Origin of the sequence: Bosea vaviloviae, assembly GCF_001741865.1 — a bacterium.
Classification (GTDB): domain Bacteria; phylum Pseudomonadota; class Alphaproteobacteria; order Rhizobiales; family Beijerinckiaceae; genus Allobosea; species Allobosea vaviloviae.
In genome coordinates this window covers 4,053,899-4,070,727 of record NZ_CP017147.1, presented here as the reverse complement: position 1 = coordinate 4,070,727, position 16,829 = coordinate 4,053,899, and the positions used below count along the sequence as shown (strand labels likewise).

Annotated in this window: 20 protein-coding genes and 1 pseudogene; 10 read left to right on the top strand and 11 right to left on the bottom strand. The window is 64.2% G+C overall.

Translation table 11 applies throughout. The features are described from left to right. The first annotated feature begins 15 nt into the window (after positions 1 to 15). From BHK69_RS18630 to BHK69_RS18625, 3 genes are all read left to right on the top strand, one after another. Positions 16 to 1,365 (top strand): HlyD family type I secretion periplasmic adaptor subunit, encoded by a 1,350-nt coding sequence (locus BHK69_RS18630; RefSeq protein ID WP_069691397.1) that lies wholly within the window; start codon positions 16 to 18, stop codon positions 1,363 to 1,365. Positions 1,366 to 1,549: 184 nt separating this feature from the next. After that, a complete protein-coding gene (locus BHK69_RS33625; protein ID WP_425285522.1) occupies positions 1,550 to 1,666 on the top strand; it encodes an SDR family oxidoreductase in 117 nt (38 codons plus the stop codon). Between the two features lie 8 nt (positions 1,667 to 1,674). After that, on the top strand, positions 1,675 to 2,106 hold the full coding sequence (locus tag BHK69_RS18625) for a PPC domain-containing DNA-binding protein (RefSeq protein ID WP_244548243.1): 432 nt from the start codon (positions 1,675 to 1,677) through the stop codon (positions 2,104 to 2,106). 18 nt (positions 2,107 to 2,124) lie between these two features. On the opposite strand, the gene BHK69_RS18620 is transcribed toward BHK69_RS18625, so the two are convergent. From BHK69_RS18620 to BHK69_RS18605, 4 genes are all read right to left on the bottom strand, one after another. Beyond that, a complete protein-coding gene (locus BHK69_RS18620) occupies positions 2,125 to 3,408 on the bottom strand; it encodes an NAD(P)/FAD-dependent oxidoreductase (RefSeq protein ID WP_069691395.1) in 1,284 nt (427 codons plus the stop codon). 191 nt (positions 3,409 to 3,599) lie between these two features. Continuing rightward, a complete protein-coding gene (locus BHK69_RS18615) occupies positions 3,600 to 4,415 on the bottom strand; it encodes an NAD-dependent epimerase/dehydratase family protein (RefSeq protein ID WP_069691394.1) in 816 nt (271 codons plus the stop codon). 215 nt (positions 4,416 to 4,630) lie between these two features. Then, positions 4,631 to 6,400 carry a hydantoinase B/oxoprolinase family protein gene (locus tag BHK69_RS18610; protein WP_083269530.1) on the bottom strand — a complete coding sequence of 590 codons (1,770 nt, stop codon included), beginning with the start codon at positions 6,398 to 6,400 and terminating at the stop codon, positions 4,631 to 4,633. Between the two features lie 33 nt (positions 6,401 to 6,433). Further along, positions 6,434 to 8,584, bottom strand: coding sequence for a hydantoinase/oxoprolinase family protein (locus BHK69_RS18605; RefSeq protein ID WP_069691393.1), 2,151 nt, complete (start codon positions 8,582 to 8,584; stop codon positions 6,434 to 6,436). 173 nt (positions 8,585 to 8,757) lie between these two features. Between BHK69_RS18605 and BHK69_RS18600 the strand changes: the two genes are divergently transcribed. The 3 genes from BHK69_RS18600 (at position 8,758) to ppk2 (ending at position 11,304) form a co-directional block, all read left to right on the top strand. After that, entirely contained in the window at positions 8,758 to 9,657 is a 900-nt protein-coding gene (locus BHK69_RS18600) for a LysR family transcriptional regulator (RefSeq protein WP_083269529.1), read from the top strand. 137 nt (positions 9,658 to 9,794) lie between these two features. Then, positions 9,795 to 9,986 (top strand): hypothetical protein, encoded by a 192-nt coding sequence (locus tag BHK69_RS31515; RefSeq protein ID WP_083269528.1) that lies wholly within the window; start codon positions 9,795 to 9,797, stop codon positions 9,984 to 9,986. Positions 9,987 to 10,404: 418 nt separating this feature from the next. Further along, complete coding sequence (gene ppk2 / locus BHK69_RS18590; protein ID WP_069691391.1) at positions 10,405 to 11,304, top strand: polyphosphate kinase 2; 900 nt, start codon at positions 10,405 to 10,407, stop codon at positions 11,302 to 11,304. 210 nt (positions 11,305 to 11,514) lie between these two features. Here ppk2 and BHK69_RS18585 read toward each other — a convergent pair whose 3' ends face one another. From BHK69_RS18585 to BHK69_RS18575, 3 genes are all read right to left on the bottom strand, one after another. Beyond that, entirely contained in the window at positions 11,515 to 11,835 is a 321-nt protein-coding gene (locus BHK69_RS18585; protein ID WP_425285521.1) for a hypothetical protein, read from the bottom strand. An 89-nt stretch (positions 11,836 to 11,924) separates the two neighbouring features. Then, positions 11,925 to 12,257, bottom strand: a complete 333-nt coding sequence (locus tag BHK69_RS18580; RefSeq protein ID WP_148663487.1) for a PepSY domain-containing protein — start codon at positions 12,255 to 12,257, stop codon at positions 11,925 to 11,927. 107 nt (positions 12,258 to 12,364) lie between these two features. Then, complete coding sequence (locus tag BHK69_RS18575; protein ID WP_069693785.1) at positions 12,365 to 12,907, bottom strand: hypothetical protein; 543 nt, start codon at positions 12,905 to 12,907, stop codon at positions 12,365 to 12,367. 522 nt (positions 12,908 to 13,429) lie between these two features. Here BHK69_RS18575 and BHK69_RS18570 point away from each other — a divergent pair. Beyond that, a complete protein-coding gene (locus BHK69_RS18570; RefSeq protein ID WP_069691389.1) occupies positions 13,430 to 13,948 on the top strand; it encodes a YciE/YciF ferroxidase family protein in 519 nt (172 codons plus the stop codon). A 93-nt stretch (positions 13,949 to 14,041) separates the two neighbouring features. Then, a complete protein-coding gene (locus BHK69_RS18565; protein WP_199578939.1) occupies positions 14,042 to 14,416 on the top strand; it encodes a low affinity iron permease family protein in 375 nt (124 codons plus the stop codon). Between the two features lie 408 nt (positions 14,417 to 14,824). On the opposite strand, the gene BHK69_RS18560 is transcribed toward BHK69_RS18565, so the two are convergent. Then, positions 14,825 to 15,040, bottom strand: a complete 216-nt coding sequence (locus tag BHK69_RS18560; RefSeq protein WP_069691388.1) for a hypothetical protein — start codon at positions 15,038 to 15,040, stop codon at positions 14,825 to 14,827. An 11-nt stretch (positions 15,041 to 15,051) separates the two neighbouring features. Beyond that, positions 15,052 to 15,234, bottom strand: a complete 183-nt coding sequence (locus BHK69_RS18555) for a hypothetical protein (RefSeq protein ID WP_069691387.1) — start codon at positions 15,232 to 15,234, stop codon at positions 15,052 to 15,054. Between BHK69_RS18555 and BHK69_RS18550 the strand changes: the two genes are divergently transcribed. Next, on the top strand, positions 15,227 to 15,430 hold the full coding sequence (locus BHK69_RS18550; protein WP_069691386.1) for a hypothetical protein: 204 nt from the start codon (positions 15,227 to 15,229) through the stop codon (positions 15,428 to 15,430). The two genes, BHK69_RS18555 and BHK69_RS18550, sit on opposite strands and share 8 nt — an antisense overlap. Before the next feature lie 116 nt (positions 15,431 to 15,546). Here the strand turns inward: BHK69_RS18550 and BHK69_RS33180 are convergent, their stop codons facing one another. Beyond that, on the bottom strand, positions 15,547 to 15,684 hold the full coding sequence (locus tag BHK69_RS33180; protein ID WP_425285577.1) for a con-10 family general stress protein: 138 nt from the start codon (positions 15,682 to 15,684) through the stop codon (positions 15,547 to 15,549). Between BHK69_RS33180 and BHK69_RS31510 the strand changes: the two are divergent. Further along, a pseudogene (locus BHK69_RS31510) lies at positions 15,637 to 16,071 on the top strand (FAD-dependent oxidoreductase); the annotation flags it as partial. The gene BHK69_RS33180 and the pseudogene BHK69_RS31510 overlap by 48 nt on opposite strands. 186 nt (positions 16,072 to 16,257) lie before the next feature. Here the strand turns inward: BHK69_RS31510 and BHK69_RS18545 are convergent. After that, positions 16,258 to 16,821, bottom strand: coding sequence for a GNAT family N-acetyltransferase (locus tag BHK69_RS18545; RefSeq protein WP_069691385.1), 564 nt, complete (start codon positions 16,819 to 16,821; stop codon positions 16,258 to 16,260). Between the last annotated feature and the right edge of the window lie 8 nt (positions 16,822 to 16,829).

Here is a 16,829-nt window from a genome sequence, read left to right as displayed (position 1 = left end):
GGGAGGGTTCGTGTCATGAATGCCCAAAATTTCGACGCCAAGCTCTTCGCCAAGGCGCAGAAAGGCGTTCGCGCGGCCGACCGGCGAGCCGATTTCAGCCTCGGTCCGCACGTTGCCTCCGGTATGGCGCTGGCGTTGCTGCTCGTGGTCGGATTCGGTGGCTGGGCCGTATCGGCCAATCTCAATGGCGCAGTTCTCGGCCAGGGCACGGTCAAGGTCGATCAGAACCTCAAGGAGGTGCAGCATCGCGACGGCGGCATCATCCGGTCGATCGCCGTCAGGCAGGGCGACAGCGTCAGCGAGGGCCAGGTTCTGTTCCAGCTCGAGGACGTCCAGACCCGCGCGGAGCTGTCGATCGTCCGCTCTCAGCTGGCGGAGCATCTTGCCCGCGGCGCCAGGCTGGTCGCCGAGCGTGACGGTTTCGACAAGGTCGATTTTCCTTCCCCCCTCGCCGCCCTTTCCGAGGAGGCCGCCGAAATCATAAAGGGCGAGACGCGTCTGTTCGAGGGGAACCGAACCAATCGGGAAAGCCGCAAGGAGCAGCTCGAGATCGGCATCGTCCAGTCAGGAGAGGAGATCAAGGGGCTGCAAGCGCGCCATGTCGCCAAATCCGAGGAGCTCCGGCTCGTCGAGATGGAGCGTACGAAGTTTCTCGGGCTCTTCCAGAAGGGCTATATCGATGGCTCCAAGGTCTTCAACATCAACCGGGAGTGGGCGCGGCTGCTCGGCGAGCGCGGCGAGATCGAGGCCACGCTCGCGCGGGCCAAGCTCCGCATCAGCGAAACCCGGCTGCAGATCATCTCCATCAACGACACCGCGCGGACGGAGGCGCAGCGCGAACTGCGTCTGGTCGAAGCCAAGCTGTCGGAGTTGCAGGACCGCCGCGTCGCCAGCGAAGACCGGCTGTCGCGCACCGAGATCCGCTCCCCGATCGCCGGGACGGTCAACGAGATGACGATCTTTACCATCGGCGGCGTCATCACGCCGGCGGCGCGGCTCGCCACCATCGTTCCCGCCGGGGCAAAACTGACGATCGAGGTGCGTATCACACCGGCTGATATCGACCAGGTCAAACCCGGTCAGGCCGCGCGTCTGCGCTTCTCAGCCTTTAATCGCAACATGACGCCCGAAATCCCCGGCAGGATCAGCCATGTCTCGCCCGCCACGACCAAAGATGCGGCGACCGGCCAAAGCTACTATACCTGCGAGGTCCAGATCGAAGGGGATATCGCGGTGCTCGGCGACCGCAAGCTCCTGCCGGGAATGCCGGTTGAGGTGATGATCACCACCGAAGAGCGCAAGGCGCTCTCGTTCCTGACCAAGCCGTTCACCGACCATGCGAGCCGGATGTTCCTGGAGCGCTGAGTTCCACTCACCTGCGAGCGAACTGGTTACGGCATGACCAAGACGGCGCAGCTCGTGATCTCGCGGGGGCTGACGGCGACGACCAAGGGCACGACGCGTTCTGCGGGTATCGAGGATTTCGTGCGCCGGCGAGAAGGAGCAGGAGTATTTCGCCAAGGAGCGCCCAAGCGCGCTGATCCAACGCATGATCGAGCCCGAGGGGGTCGCCAGCCTTGTCGCCTATCTGGCAAGCCCGCTCTCGGCGGCGACCAACGGCGCCGCGTTGCGGGTCGATGGCGGCATCACGCCGACGATCATATGAGGCCCACCATGATCGAGCCCAGACGCTCTATCGCGATACCGACCGGTTTCCTGATGGTCCTGCGTCAGGGCGACGATGTCTTCGCCCGGCTTGAAGCCTTGATGCGGGAGGAGGCGATCCCATCCGCCTTCATCAGTGGCCTCGGCTTCGCCGGCCATGTGACGTTCGGCTTCTTCGATTACGAGAAGAAGGAATACGCGCCGAAGACGATGCGCGACCTGGAGCTGACGAACCTGTCCGGGACGCTGGCATGGAAGGACGGCAAGCCATCCGTCCATGCCCATGGCACCGCCGGAGACGACAGCTTTCGCACCTTCGGCGGCCATCTGCTGGGGCTGGAAGTGGGGCGCGGTTCGCTGGAGATCATCGTGACCGTGATCCCGACCCGCCTGGAGCGCGCGGTCGATCCCGGCATCGGCGCAAACGTGCTGCAGCTCTGAGCGATTGACCCAAGCGCTTCACGCTGGCGCGATCGGAAGATGCGCCACCTGGGCACCGATCTCGTAATAGGCTTCCTTCATGCTCCGGAAGGCTGGCATGGCGACCTCGGATACCGGCAGCGGCATGCCTTCGAGATCGATTTCGCCGAGTATGAGGCGGGCGAGCTCGCGGCCGAAGACCGTGCCTGGCGCGATGCCGCGTCCGTTGTAGCCGTTGAAGCCGATCGCGTTCGGGCCGAAGCTGTGCAGCCTGGGCAGGTGATCCGGCGTCATGCCGATCTTGCCGTACCATTCCGTTTCGAGCTCGAATTCGCCGAGCTGCGGGAACAGCTTGCGAATATGCCGCTTGATCCAGGCGCGATGAACTCTGAGTCCTGTCCCGCGCAGCGCGCCGACGCTGCCGACGATCAGCCGCCCCTCCGCGTCGAGCCTGAAGCCGCTCAGGATGGTCTTGGTGTCCCAGCCCGCGCCGCCATTCGGCAGGATGGTCTTGCGGAGATTATGGCTCAGCGGCGCGGTCGAGACATGGAAATAGGGCAGATGGACCTGCTCCTCGCGGATGGCCGAGGTCGTCCCGGTCGAATACGCGTCCGTCGCCAGGATGAGCCAACCGGCGCTGACGCTGCCGCCGGCAGTCTTGACCAGCCAGGTGTCGCCAATGCGGTCGAAGGCCGTCACCGCGCTGCCGGTGTGGATGGTGGCGCCCTCCGTCATCGCGGCGCTCGCCAGGCCGCGTGCATAGGCGAGCGGCTGGATCGTGCCGGCTCGCGGGTCGAACAGCGAGCCGGTATAGCCGGCAGCCCCGGTCCTGGACTGCGTGTCGCTGGCGCTCAGCAGCTCGACCTTGGCGCCGAGACGGCTCCACTGCGCCTGGCGCTCCCGAAGCTGCTTCAGGCCGCTGGCGCCGACAGCGCAGTGATAGGTCCCGCGATGATCGGCCTGACACTGCATGCCGTAGCGTTCCGTCAGAGCGAAGACCTCACGCGGGGCCTCGCCGAGCAGCCCGATCAGGCGGTTGCCATAGACCGGGCCGAGCGTCGCGATCAGGTCGTCGGGCATGACCCAGAGGCCGGCATTGACGAAACCGGAATTGCGGCCGGATGCGCCAAAGCCGATCTCGACGGCTTCGAGCACGACGACCGACCTGCCGGCCTTGGCGAGATGCAGGGCCGCCGACAGCCCGGTATAGCCGGCGCCGACGACGACCACATCGGCCGAGACAGCGCCGGTCAGAGCGGCAGTCGGCGGCGGAGGCGGCGCGGACAGCTCCCACAGCCCATGCGACCGCTTGTCATCCAGCATATGTCTGCTCCGTTCCAGCTGTTCTGTTCAGGCTGCATCGTCATTGCGAGCACCCGGGTCTTGCCTTCGGCAAGCCCGAGTACAGGCTCCGCGAAGCAATCCAGGAGCGGCCGTGTTCCACGCCCCCCTGGATTGCTTCGTTGCTGCGCTCCTCGCAATGACGAAGCAGTTAGGGCGCGCGCCTGCGAGGATCATGCCGTCGCTTCGTCGTCGGGATGGCCCATCTCGCAGAATTTGCCGCCGAGGTAGCGGCCTGCGGGAGATTTCGGGTCGAGAGCCGGCGCGTCGGCTTCGACCTTGGCGCGGAACGGTTCCGAACTGTCCTGCGGGTGGTAGCCGAGATGGCCGGCGCCGCTGTTGTCGACCGCCTTGACCTTGTTGTCCGAGGTGCCAAACGAGATCGTGTGGCCGACGAAGGGCGCCGTCAGCGCGGCTTCGACGAGGCGCACGCAATCGGCGAAGGACAGATAGGACCAGAGCATCCGGCGGTCGACGGGTTCGGGAAAGGACGAGAAGATGCGCAGGCACGCCGTCTCGATGCCGAACTTGTCCCAGTAGAGCCGGCTCAGGCTTTCGACGAAGGTCTTGCCGACGCCGTAGAGGCAGTCGGGGCGAACCGGCGCATCGACCGAGATCTGGGCCCCGACCTCGTGATAGCCGATCGCGTGGACCGATGACGCGTAGACGACGCGTTTGACGCCGTGTTTCCGGGCGCCTTCGTAAATATGGTAGGAGCCGCGAATACCGGCGTCGAGAATGGTCTGCCACTCGCGCTCGGTCGGCGCGCCGCCGAAATGGACGATGGCATCGCACCCTTCCGTCGCCGCGATCGTCGCCTCCATATCCGCCAGGTCGAAGGTCGCCTGCTCCTCATTGGCGGCAAGCGGGCCGAGCGGCTCGCGATCGGCGACGCGGATCGTCCTGGCCAGCGGCGCAAGGCCGGTGCGAAGCTGCGAGCCGAGACGGCCGGCCGCGCCGGTGATCAGGATTCGGTCGTAATGTGGCATTCGGTCCTCGCGTCGTCACAGGCTGACCGCCACACCATGCCAGCGCGGCAGCGATAGAGATCATCGGCGTCCTTGGATCACGTCGCATTCGGACGGTTCCGTCAGAATGCAGGAAACGTGATCGATTCTAAAAGCTTAGAGCATTGCTCTCATGCCGTGGTGCATCGTCATCTGGAGCAATTTCCGATCCAGCTGGATCGTTCAATTGCTCCAGGTCATTGTTTTAACGCGTTTTCTTCACGCGAACCGGCGACCACTTCGCTCGAAAACGCTCTAGCCGCCGGCAGTTCGCCGCGCTTGAGCCCGGCTTCAACCGCTGCGATCTCGGCGTCGCCAAGCCCGTAATCGATTCTGGCGGTCTTGGCCGAGATATAGCCGAGCGCGAGGTCGCGCAGCACCTCGGCGCGGCCGCGCTCGGCGGCCGGACCGTAGCCGGCGCCGCCAGGCAGCGACAGCATGACCTTGCGGCCCTCGGGAACGACTTGGCGCCCCTTGCCGGCCATGGCCGTGCCATCGTCGAGCCGGATCTCGGTCGCGGCGCCGTCAGCGCCGCCCAGGCGTCCGCGCGGCGGATGCTTCACGCGGTCGAACATCGCGGACATGTCGAAGACATGCCCTTCGACGGCCCCAACCTCCATGAATTGACCGAGGCCGCCACGAAAGCGGCCGGCGCCCCCGGAATCAGGCCGCAGCTCCTTGCGCCAGATGATGATCGGGCCGGCATGCTCCGTCGCCTCGATCGGCATGGTCATGACGCCGGATGGAAAGGCGGTCGTGTTCATGCCGTCGAGCGTCGGGCGCGCGCCTGATCCGCCGCAGTTGAACATCAACACCTCGGCGCGCCTTGCCCCGGCCAAGCGCGAGGCCTCCGAGGCCGGCCGCAGCGAAACCTGGAAGTTGCAGAGCGGCCCTGCCCCCTCGGCCGGAACCGTCTTTGGCAGAAGCTTGTCGAGCGCATTGTAGACCGTGTCCGGGATCAGATGGCCGATGACATGGCGCAACGCGACCGGCGCCGGGTGCAGGGCGTTGACGATCGTGTTCTCCGGCGCGGTGATGCGGAAGGGTTCCAGCGAGGCCGCATTATTGGGGATCTCGGGCGCAATCGCACATTTCAGCGCATAGCAGGCATAGGCCTTGGAATAGACCATCGGGCAGTTGATGCCCTTGGGGTCGACGCCGGAAGAGCCGGCGAAATCGACGCAGACCTCGTCTGCGCCGATCGCGACCTTGACCCTGAGCTCGATCGGTGTGGCAAAGCCGTCGCTGAGCATCGAGCCCTCGGCCTCGCCGGGTGTCAGCGCGGCGATCCTCTCCAGCGTCGCCCGGCGCGAATTCTCGAGGATGAAATCCCCGACCTGCTCCAGCCCGTCGAGAGCGAATTCGTCGAGCATGCCGATCAGCCGGCGATGGCCGACATCATTGCAGGTCGCAAGCGCGAAGATATCGCCGACGACCTGGTCGGGCTCGCGGATATTGCCGCGCACCAGCCTGACGAAGGGCTGGTCGACCTTGCCTTGGTCGGCGAACTTCATGATCGGAATGTAGAGGCCTTCCTCATAGACGGAGTTGGCGTCCGCCCCGAAGCCGCGCCCGCCGATGTCGACGACATGAGCCGTGCAGGCGAAGAAGCCGACATGCCGGCCCTTGTAGAAGGACGGCGTCACGACCGTGATGTCGTGAAGATGCCCGGTTCCCATCCAGGGATCGTTGGTGATGTAGATGTCGCCTTCGAGGATATTCGCAGGCCCGATCTCACGGATGAAATGCGCGACAGCATCGGCCATGGCGTTGACATGGCCCGGCGTGCCGGTCACGGCCTGCGCCAGCATCAGCCCAGCCCGGTTGTAGACACCGGCCGAGAGGTCGCCGGCCTCGCGCACCGAGGTCGAGAAGGCCGTGCGGATCAGGGCCTGGGCCTGCTCCTCGACGATCGAGATCAGGCGATTCCACATCACCTGCAGCGAAACGGTGGATAGCTGTGTCATGGATAGCTGTGTCATGGATAGCTGTGTCATGGCTCAGGCCTCGACCATCTCGGCCAAGCGCGCTTTCGCAGGCTCGGACCCGTGTTTGAAGATCTCGATGCAGCCATCGCTGCGGCACGTCGCCGAGCAGCCCGTCGGCACGATGATGGTGGTTTCGTCCTCGACGATGACGCAGGGCCCCTCCGCCACCCGGCCGACCGCGATCTGCGACCGCTGGAACAGGCCCGCCATCAGCCGAGCCCCGAGGGCGGGGTCGAAGACCTCGCGTTGCGAGATCGCCGCCAGCGGCACCAGAACTCCCAGAGCCTCGGCCCTCACCGGCACCGCTTTCGCCGTGCTCGCATTGACCGCCCAGACAGTGATCTCGATGTCCAGCCCCTGGACGGTCCGGGAGAACAGCTTGGCGTATTCGGCCTCGAACAGATCCCGATAGGCGTCGATCGTCGGCACGGCGTGGCTGACGTCGATCGGTATTTCCCAGCCCTGGCCGACATAGCGCATATAGACCTTGGTCTCGACGCTGAGCGGCGCCTGCGCGTCGCAGGAGCGCACGAAGGTCGTGGCTTCGTTTTCGAGTTCCGACAGGAGATCGCGGACGGTATCCGCGTCGAACGCAGCCAGACGCATATAGAGGCTGCGGGTCGCCTCAAAACTGAAGGGCGCCCGCAGGAAGCCGATCGCCGAGCCAACGCCGGCGCCTTGCGGCACGAGCAGACGCTGGATGCCAAGCTTTTCGCAGAGCCGCCCGGCATGCAGCGGCGCCGCACCGCCGAAGGCGATCATCGTGTAGCCGGCGAGGTCCTCGCCATTCTCGACCGCATGGACGCGGGCGGCATTGGCCATGTTCTCGTCGACCACCTCGACGATGCCGAAGGCGGCTGTCTCGTCGCTCATCCCCAGCGGGTCGGCAACATGCGCCAGCACGGCCCGGCGCGACGCGGCGATGTCCAGCACCATGCTGCCGCCGGCGAAGCTGGCGGGATCGATCTTGCCGAGCATCACGTCCGCATCCGTCACCGCAGGCCTTGCTCCGCCGCGGCCATAGCAGGCAGGCCCGGGCTCCGAACCGGCGCTCTCCGGGCCGACCCGGATCTGGCGCATCGAGTCGACCTGGGCGAGCGAGCCGCCACCGGCGCCGATCTCGACCATGTCGATGACCGGGATCGAGATCGGCATGCCGGAACCCTTCTTGAAGCGATAACTCCGCGCGACCTCGAAGACCCGGCTCGTCTTCGGCGTCTGGTTCTTGATCAGGCAGATCTTGGCCGTGGTCCCGCCCATGTCGAAGGACAGCACGCGATCAAGGCCGAAGCGCGCTGCGACATCGGCTGCATAGATCGCCCCGCCCGCAGGCCCGGATTCGACGAGGCGAACAGGAAACTCCGCCGCCCCTTCCAGCGACATGATCCCGCCGCCCGAATGCATCAGGAAGATCGGGCAGTCAGCGCCCTCATCGGCCAGCTTCGCTGCGAGGCTGGCAAGATAGCGCTTCATCATCGGCTTGACATAGGCGTTCGCCACCACGGTGTTGAAGCGTTCATATTCGCGCATCTGGGGCGAAACCTCGGACGAGATCGAGACAGCAAGGCCCGGGATACGCTCCAGCAGAACCTCGCGGACCAGCCGTTCATGCGTCGGGTCGAGATAGGAATGGATCAGCCCGACGGCGACGCTCTCATAGCTCGCTTCCGCGATCTCTCCCGCGAGGCGCTCGACATCTTCGCGCAGCAGCGGGATGAGCGTCGCGCCATTGGCACTGAGGCGCTCGCGTAGCGTATAGCGCCGGTTGCGCGGCAGCAGGGGCTGGGGCAGCGTCAGGTTGAGGTCGTATTGCTCGAACCGGCTCTCGGTGCGCATCTCGATCACGTCCCGGAAGCCTTCCGTCGTGATCAGCGCCGTCTTCGCGCCGCGGCGCTCGATCAGTGCGTTGGTCGCCAGCGTCGTACCGTGGATGATCCGGCCGATCGCGGCGGGCGTCACGCCTGCCTTCGCGCAGACGCGGTGCATGCCCTCGATGATGGCGCGCTCGGGTGCATCATAGGTCGTCAGCACCTTGGCCGAGAAGGTCTCGCCACGGATCTCCAGCACGACGTCGGTGAAGGTGCCGCCGATATCGGCGCCGAGATTGCCTTGAGGCGATGTACCTCGGGACGATGTAGTTTGGGACGATGCGACGCCGCTCACGGAAAGCCACCTTTCACTGCCTATCAGGGAGCCAGCGCCGCCGCCGGCCCATCCCAACCGGCGAAAAGATGGCTGCGATCGACAATCACGTCTAATTATTTGATTATCTTGAGACGATAGAAAATATCTATCCTGTGGCGCCTCATCGAGGCGATGCAGGCCGGGTGGGGCCCATGCAGATCACGCTCAAACAGATCGAAACCTTCGTCCGGCTGGCCTCGCTTCGGAATTTCCGCCGTGTCGCCGAGCAGATGAACACGACCCAGCCCAATATCTCGGCGCGCATTTCGGCGCTTGAAAGAGTCCTGAACCAACGCCTGTTCGAACGCGACGCGGGTTCCGTCGTACTTACCGATCAGGGCCAGGCCTTGCTTCCCTTGGCAGCGAAGGCGCTTGAGGCGACCGAGGCGCTGCTCCAGGCGGGCGACACGACAAGCCGGCAATCCGTCATGCGGCTCGGGGTCGCGGAAACCGTGGCCCAGACCTGGCTCCATCGCTTCCTGCGCGAGATGGCTGTGCGCTTCCCCGACGTCGTCGTCGAACTGAGCGTGGACCTCACCTTCAACCTCCAGCGCAACCTTATCGATGGCTCGCTCGATATCGCCTTCCTCAACGGACCGGTCTCGGACCTCTCGGTCGCCAATCTCCCGCTGGGAACGGTTGCGCTGCCATGGGTCGCCGCGCCCCGGTTCGCCGCAGCCTTGCCCGATCCTGCCGGAGCCGATGACCTCGCCCGGTTTCCCATTCTCACACATGCCAGGAATACGCGGCCCTATGCGGAGGTCGTCGACTATTTCAAGCGCAACAGCAGCCGGCTCAGCCGCCCGGTCTCGTCCAGCAATCTGGCGGCCTGTCTGAACATGACCTTGGACGGCCTGGGCATCGCGACCTTGCCGTCGCCGCTGGTGGAGCGCTTCCTCGAATCCGGCGAACTCGTCGCCCTCAATTGCGATTGGGTGCCCACGCCGATGAATTTCACCGCGTCCTATGTCACGATGCCGGCGCGACCGGTCATCGAGGCGGCGGCAAGTCTCGCGGTCGAAGTCGTCGACTGGAAGCCGAACGCAGCCTGACGAGGCTCAGATCGAAGTTGGCGATCCTGCGTCCATCACGGTATCCATTTAAGCCATGAGGCTGCCTGATGAGGTCGATCAATATCGCTCGCAAGATCGCTCTGCAGACAACCTGATCAACCCGAAAGGACCAGCCCATGCCTGACGCCGCCGCCCTCGCCGAACTTGACGAACGCATTGCCATCGCCCGCGCCAACCTCGCAGAACTGATGGAACAAGCTTCCGCCGTTTCAGGTGCCGCCGACGAAGACCGCAATGCGGACCGCATCAACGAGCAGCAGGACATTCTCGACGCCCTCCTCAAGCAACGTGCGGCACTCGCGCAATAGGCGCTTGGACACCATGCGGGCCGAGAGCGCTGAGATCGCGATCGATGGATAAGCATCGGCCGACCGCTCGCGTCCCAGCCTCTCGCATCGAGCCGTTCTGATCGAAGCCGGCATGTCGGCACAGCCGCGCCTCGGTCATTCCGCACAAGCCACTCGGCAGGATCGATCGCCCTGCTACCGGAACATCAGGGTCGTGCAGCCCCTCGCGGGGCGCGCATCCTCGCCACCTTCATCGTTACGTCATTCGTGCCGACGACATTGCAGCTATGGGAGATGGGAGCACGTCAGTCCGTAGCGCGAGATTCAACCTCCGGGCCTGTGTCTCACCGAGGTCTTTGCGATCACGGCGCAGCAGCCTGCCCAGCCAGCTCCGAAATCACCGATCATCTTCTAAAAGTCGTTTTAAGGGTCCGCATTCATGACGAACGATCTGGAGCGCATCAAAGCCGAAATCGTAGACAGCTTCGACGAAGAGCTCGAGATGCAGCTCGAGGAGGACCGGCTCGACGAACTTGTCGCGGAGGGCATCGGTCCGGCCGGGTCGACTCTCGACCGGAAGATCTACTTCCGCGAACTGTTCCGGCTCCAGCATGAGCTCGTGCGGCTCCAGGACTGGATCCAGTACAAGAAACTGAAGGTCGTCGTGCTCTTTGAGGGTCGCGACTCGGCCGGCAAGGGCGGCGCGATCAAGCGCGTGACGCAGCGGCTCAATCCGCGGATCTGCCGTGTCGTGGCGCTGCCGGCGCCGACGGAGCGCGAGAAGCATCAATGGTATTTCCAGCGCTACGTGCCGCATCTGCCGACGGCGGGTGAAATGGTCCTGTTCGACCGCAGTTGGTACAATCGCTCAGGCGTCGAGCGCGTCATGGGCTTCTGCAGCCCCGACGAACTCGAGGAGTTTTTCCGCTCTGTTCCCGACTTCGAGCACATGCTCGTGCGCTCCGGCATCATCCTGATCAAGTACTGGTTCTCGATCACCGACGAGGAGCAGGAGTTCCGTTTTCAGATGCGGATCGCCGACCCGCTCAAACAGTGGAAGCTCTCGCCCATGGACATGGAGAGCCGCGTCCACTGGGAAGACTACACCCGCGCCAAGGAAGAGATGTTCGACCGCACCCATACGCAGCACGCGCCATGGTGGGTCGTCCAGGCCGTCGACAAGAAGAAGGCGCGCCTCAACTGCATCGCCCATCTCCTCGCCCAGATTCCTTATGAGAGCGTGCCGAAGCAGGAGATCACCTTGCCCGACCGCGTGCGCCATCCCGACTATGCCCGGCAGGCTGTGCCGCCGGAACTGCACGTCCCGGACCTCTACTGAACTCAAGGCCGACCTTAGCAATCGATCCGGCCGCGTCGAAGCCGGGCGTTGAAGCTCGTCTCGAACATCTTGAGATAGTCGATCATGGGCTGGGACCGCTCAGCCGCTCGCCGGGCGCATCGGGCCGATCAGCCCCGGGCGTTGCGGATCGTCGGGAGGCGGGATCCGCATCGCTCGCCATCTCCCTTTCCGGCTCGGAACGCCGCTCGGTCATTTCCCGCGCCACCGCGCACGCAGACGGGACCAGAGATTGACGCTGGCAATCGCGAAACGTGCCATCGGTTTGCGCAGAAATGGAATGTCAGCCGCAATCAGCATCAGACCGAGTGGAAGCATCCAGAGTCCGAGAAGGGGCAAAATCGAGAAGATTCCACCGATGACGAGGAATATGCCTGCCGGAATCCTGACCCAGCGCGAAGACGGGTGGCGCAGCCAGCGCATCGCCGAGGCCACCCGCTGCGGGACCTCCTGCTCAATTCGTTTAAAGGCCAATCGGAGCGCTCGCTTTCCGTCTGCCATTGTTTCGGCCATGCCTTCATTATTTCGGCCGTGCCTTCACGCGTCTGGACGAGCAACGCGTTCCGTTCTCGGGGCGCGCGCCGCGCGGTCCATCGTTGCGCTTACTGGCTGCGGCTTATCGTGCCGGCATGATCGATGCTGACGGTCACCCGTTGGCCATGATGCATCGCCTTACCTGTCCACACGCCCTTCCCATCATCCTTGAGCTCGTCGACGGACGTGTAGCCGTCGGCCTGCAAACGTGTTCTGGCCTCACCCTCTGTCAGGGTGCCGACGCCGGGCAAAGGGGCGTTCTGATCGGAGTCCGGGCCAGGTCTGGGCGTAGCCGTGGAACTTTGCGCCACGGCACCTCCGGCAATCATCGCAGAACAAAACAAGGCGAGACATAGCGTCTTCATTGCCAGACCTCCGGACGCGCGCAGCAGCGCGATCACATGCTCGGGCCATCACCTCATACCTGCCCCGCCGGCCCAATCGCTAACACTGCATGATCAGATTAGTTCCGCCGAAACAGCCGCCCGGCGGATGCTCTCGCCTTTGGTCAAGTCAAATCCGACCATGATGCCGGTCGATATGGCCCTGCCCGCTCGTCGAATGCGGTCCAGCCCTCGCGTTCGTAGGCCGCTCGCCGGCTTTCCGCGTCGATCGGCCGCCCCGCGTTCATAATCTTCTCGACCGGGGACGCCGACTTGTCCGCAACGCGAACGGAAACAATCGCCCCGCCACGTCGGACGGTTTCGGTATAGTAGTGGGCGTCCCGTATCTCAACGCCGGCATCGGACAAGGCCCCGATCAGACCACCGGCTAGCGCGCCAGCGGCCGCGCCAGTCAGCGTGCTCACAAGCCAGCCCGCTGCGACCACGGGTCCGATGCCAGGCAGTGCGATGATTCCCAGCCCTGCCAGGAAACCCGCGCCACCGCCGATAGCGCCGCCGAGCCCCGCGCCTTCCGCAGCGTTGTCATCGCCGGTCGCCTGCCGGCCAATGAGGCTGACATCGACAGCGGCGACCCCTGCCTGCTCCAACCGGACAACGACATTTCTTGCGTCCTCATAGTGCTCATAGGAGCGGATGATCGTCCGAATCATTGGGCTCTCCGCCTTCCGATCGGTCAAAATGGTGCGTGATGATGTTGGCGGGGCGCCATTGCTCCAGTTCTTCGGCAACCTCGCCACAAGCCTATGCGGCCCTGCGACGCATCGCGGCCTCGGTCGATATTACCCTCAACGCACGAAAGGGGGTTTTGGGTTCAGATGCCCCGCGGAAATGGAGGTTGGCCGCACCAGACACCTAGCCGCCGTTCATGACGGGAGATGGCATCGGGCAACAAGGCGGGCACCTCATTGTCGCGACCGGGCTGGTCGGGACGCCTGGGCGTGTGAGCCCCCGGCACACTGGCTTGCCGGGATTTTGCGCCTTCTTCGCCTCCTTGGCTGATGCCTGAGGCTGTTCCGGCGAAAAATCATACGCGCTGAATGAACAACCCACTGCCGTTCGCGTTCTCCGGTCGGTACCGGTGCCTGTTTTGCGATCAGTTCGAATTCGGTCGACGGCGGCCGCTCGGGAGCGGCTGTCGAGGGACCATCAACCTGTCAACGGAGAGTACCATGGCCGAGTCCAAGACCCTCAACGACAAGACCCTCAACGACATGTTCATCGACGCCCTCAAGGACGTCTATTATGCCGAGAAACAGATTCTCCGGGCGCTTCCCAAGATGGCCAAAGCCGCGAACTCCAAGGAATTGAAAGCGGCGTTCGAGAAACACCGCGACGAGACCGAGACTCATGTCGAACGCCTGGCGCAGGTCTTCGAGATCGCGGGCAAGGCGGCGCGCGGCAAGACCTGCGAGGCGATCCTGGGAATCGTCGAGGAAGGCAAGGCGGTGATGGAGGATTATGAAGGCAGCCCCGCTCTCGACGCCGGGTTGCTGGCCTCTGCCCAGTCCGTCGAGCACTATGAGATCGCGCGATACGGCACGCTCAAGGCCTGGGCTCAACAGCTCGGTATGAAGGACGCGGTCTCGCTTCTCGATCAGACCCTCGCCGAGGAGACCAGGACTGACGAGCTTCTGACCAAGCTCGGCGTCGGCTCTGTCAACAAGGCGGCTCTCGCCAAAGCCGCCTAGGCGGCAATGGATTGCAACAGCCCTGACCGATTGTCGTCAGGGCTGTTCATCGGGCAGCGCGCCCTAGCCAATGCACTCATACCGGGGGCACTCATGTCCAGCTCCCATGATCGGGTAATCCGGCAGAGCGCCAAAGGAGCGGCGCTCTTTACGCGGCTGGCGCATGCGATCGCGCTCCGGAGCGGCAAGCCGGCGACCTTCTTCATCGCACTCGCCATCATCGTTGTCTGGGCTTTGTCAGGGCCGATCTTCGGCTTCAACGATACCTGGCAGCTCGTGATCAACACCTCGACGACGATAGTCACCTTCCTGATGGTCTTTGTCATTCAAAGCAGCCAGAACGGCGATTCCGCCGCGATGCAAATCAAGCTGGACGAGCTGATCTCCAAGCTGGAGGGCGCGCGAAGAACTGCTCGATCTCGAGGAGATGGATCAGGAGAAGCTCGAGAAGCTGCGGCGCAGTTTTGAAAAACGTGCCCGGTCGGCTCGGAAGAAGATCGGCGGCACCGTCGCTTAGCGGGAAAGAGAGCGCCGGCGCGTCCGGCACCGCCGATGATCAGCCAATCCCTGGGCTTGGCAACACCGTCGAGAGCTCGAAACGTTCGAAACGAAGAGCGTTTTTTACGCCGGAACACGGCGAGGTTCGCGGAGGATTTGGCGAGCAGCGACGCGGGGCTCACCACCTTGCCGACGCCGCCCTGGGCGTTGGCGTCACTTGCGCCCTCGCCTTCCATCGTTGCGATTGTCGAATTCGGCGAGATCGTCGAGTCCGACCTGCGGACGCACCCTTGCTGCCGCCGATCATCGGATTGCCTTTGTTATCGCATCGGTCGGCTTGAGCGTCTTGTCATGCTTCGTCCCGGTCGGATTGGCTCCCTATCCGCGCGCCGGGTGCGAACCCCCGCCTTTCCGCTCGGGTTCATGGCTGTGATGGCGATCGCTTTCGCCGCCGCCGCCAGAGACCTTGCTGTGGCGGGGGCCGTCGGCACGGGGCGCCGGTTTCTTGGGATCGAGGGGTTGCTTGGCGTTCTCGTGCGAGGCGCCCGGACCGCCTTGCCTGATGCTGGCGGGCGTCTTGGTCGATGTCGACATGATCGGCCTCCTCAACGGTCCTGTTGGTAGCCCTGATGGGTGGTGTTCTGCTTGATGTTGGCGTTGTGCGCGTCCTGCTCGGATTTCCGGGCCTGGCGCTCCTCCATCTGCCCGGTGACCGGCGCGGCCTTGTCGCCGCCGGGCCCCTTGTCGCTGCGGTTTGCCGGGGGGACCGGCAATGTCTTCTTGCTCATTTTCTCCTCCCTGTTCAGGGTTGCGGGGCGGCCTCAGCTCGCGGCAGCGTCGATCATCGTGCGTGCGGGTTCCGCCGCCCAGGCGATCTGGTTCCGCGAGTTGTTCGCCTTCTCCTTGCTCGCGAAGGCCCTATCGCTGAAGAACCGACCAGACCGGAAGACGTTCCCTTTTTTTGAGCGCGGCAACTCCATGTGAGATGATTTTGCGCCGTCAGGAGGAAGTTCGACGACGAAGCCACGACAGATCCGTTCAGCAGAGGCGGCCGCCGCTGGAGAGCGGCGACCGCCGGTTGTCAGAACCGATGTCGCATCTCAATGCTGACCGCCCTTGCGGCCGGCCTCCGAGGCGCGCTCGCGGTCATTGGCGAAATTTCCCGAACCTCCGCACCGGCCGTCGAAGAGATCGTCGAAACTGATGACGGCGTTCGTCTGATTGTCGCCGGCGGCCATGAGGTCTCGGCAAGCCATGTCGTGGTCGCCACGAATTCGCCCATCCACGCGCGGTTCGCCTATCACACGAAACAGGCGCCCTATCGCACCTACGCGATGGCGTTTGAGATCGAACGCGGCCTTCTTGCGGACGCCCTGTATTGGGACACGCTCGATCCCTATCACTACGTGCGCTTGACCGCTGGCTCGAAGGGCAAGGACGTCCTGATCGTGGGCGGCGAAGATCACAAGACCGGCGAAGAGGACAACGCGACGGAGCGCTTCGCAGCGCGGGAAGCCTGGATCAAGGCGCTCGTTCCGGAGACTGGGCCTGAGACCCATCGTTGGTCCGGCCAGGTGATGGATACGCTCGACTACGGCGCTTATATCGGGCTCGACCCCGGCAGCAAGCGCAGCTACGTCGCGACGGGAGATTCAGGACAGGGCATCACACATGGCGTCGTCACGAGCCTGATCATTCCCGCCATGAACTGCGGGGCCGACCTGAGTGATCGATCCGGCCGCGCCGGCCGGATCGATAGGCGTCTTCAGGCCCGCCCCCTTTTTGGAGCCGCCGGACGTGTTTCCCGACGTTTAGACAGCTTGATGACCACGGTTCGGTGCAATCGGCGACGTCGCGCCAGCCCCCAGCGATCTCTGAACCATGACGCTGTCGGACCATTTGCCATAACGATAGGCAACGCCGGGCAGCAGCCCTACCCTCACGAAGCCGAAGCGTTCGTGCAGAGCCAGCGAGGCCGTGTTCTCGGCATCGATATAGCCGATCATCTGGCGAAAACTCGCCGCGGCGCAGGCGTCTATCAAGGCCTGCATCAGCAATCGCCCGACGCCGCGTCCGAGATGGTCGTCGTGGACATAGATCGAGTGCTTGACCGTGTAGCGATAAGCCGGCCGCTTGCGGAACAGTACGACATAGGCATAGCCGACGATCTCGCCGCCACGCGTCGCCACCAGATGCGGCAGCCGGCGGTTGCGCAGGTTCTTGCGCCGATCCTTCAGATCATCGGGCTGGGGCGTGCCGGTATCCTCGACGCCGGCCTCGATGCCGCGCTTGATATGGCGGCGATAGATCGCCAGCATAGGCTCGACATCGGTATCGCGCGACGGCCGAATGATGATTGGGACTTGGCTCTCCATGGCGCGTT

What these genes read in the sequence shown, in the direction of transcription:
- BHK69_RS18630 (WP_069691397.1), top strand. Translation starts at nt 16, where the DNA reads ATGAATGCCCAAAATTTCGACGCCAAGCTCTTCGCCAAGGCGCAGAAA.
- BHK69_RS33625 (WP_425285522.1), top strand. Translation starts at nt 1,550, where the DNA reads ATGATCGAGCCCGAGGGGGTCGCCAGCCTTGTCGCCTATCTGGCAAGC.
- BHK69_RS18625 (WP_244548243.1), top strand. Translation starts at nt 1,675, where the DNA reads ATGATCGAGCCCAGACGCTCTATCGCGATACCGACCGGTTTCCTGATG.
- BHK69_RS18620 (WP_069691395.1), bottom strand. Translation starts at nt 3,408, where the DNA reads ATGCTGGATGACAAGCGGTCGCATGGGCTGTGGGAGCTGTCCGCGCCG.
- BHK69_RS18615 (WP_069691394.1), bottom strand. Translation starts at nt 4,415, where the DNA reads ATGCCACATTACGACCGAATCCTGATCACCGGCGCGGCCGGCCGTCTC.
- BHK69_RS18610 (WP_083269530.1), bottom strand. Translation starts at nt 6,400, where the DNA reads ATGACACAGCTATCCACCGTTTCGCTGCAGGTGATGTGGAATCGCCTG.
- BHK69_RS18600 (WP_083269529.1), top strand. Translation starts at nt 8,758, where the DNA reads ATGCAGATCACGCTCAAACAGATCGAAACCTTCGTCCGGCTGGCCTCG.
- BHK69_RS31515 (WP_083269528.1), top strand. Translation starts at nt 9,795, where the DNA reads ATGCCTGACGCCGCCGCCCTCGCCGAACTTGACGAACGCATTGCCATC.
- ppk2 (WP_069691391.1), top strand. Translation starts at nt 10,405, where the DNA reads ATGACGAACGATCTGGAGCGCATCAAAGCCGAAATCGTAGACAGCTTC.
- BHK69_RS18585 (WP_425285521.1), bottom strand. Translation starts at nt 11,835, where the DNA reads ATGGCCGAAACAATGGCAGACGGAAAGCGAGCGCTCCGATTGGCCTTT.
- BHK69_RS18570 (WP_069691389.1), top strand. Translation starts at nt 13,430, where the DNA reads ATGGCCGAGTCCAAGACCCTCAACGACAAGACCCTCAACGACATGTTC.
- BHK69_RS18565 (WP_199578939.1), top strand. Translation starts at nt 14,042, where the DNA reads ATGTCCAGCTCCCATGATCGGGTAATCCGGCAGAGCGCCAAAGGAGCG.
- BHK69_RS18560 (WP_069691388.1), bottom strand. Translation starts at nt 15,040, where the DNA reads ATGTCGACATCGACCAAGACGCCCGCCAGCATCAGGCAAGGCGGTCCG.
- BHK69_RS18555 (WP_069691387.1), bottom strand. Translation starts at nt 15,234, where the DNA reads ATGAGCAAGAAGACATTGCCGGTCCCCCCGGCAAACCGCAGCGACAAG.
- BHK69_RS33180 (WP_425285577.1), bottom strand. Translation starts at nt 15,684, where the DNA reads ATGGCCGCCGGCGACAATCAGACGAACGCCGTCATCAGTTTCGACGAT.
- BHK69_RS18545 (WP_069691385.1), bottom strand. Translation starts at nt 16,821, where the DNA reads ATGGAGAGCCAAGTCCCAATCATCATTCGGCCGTCGCGCGATACCGAT.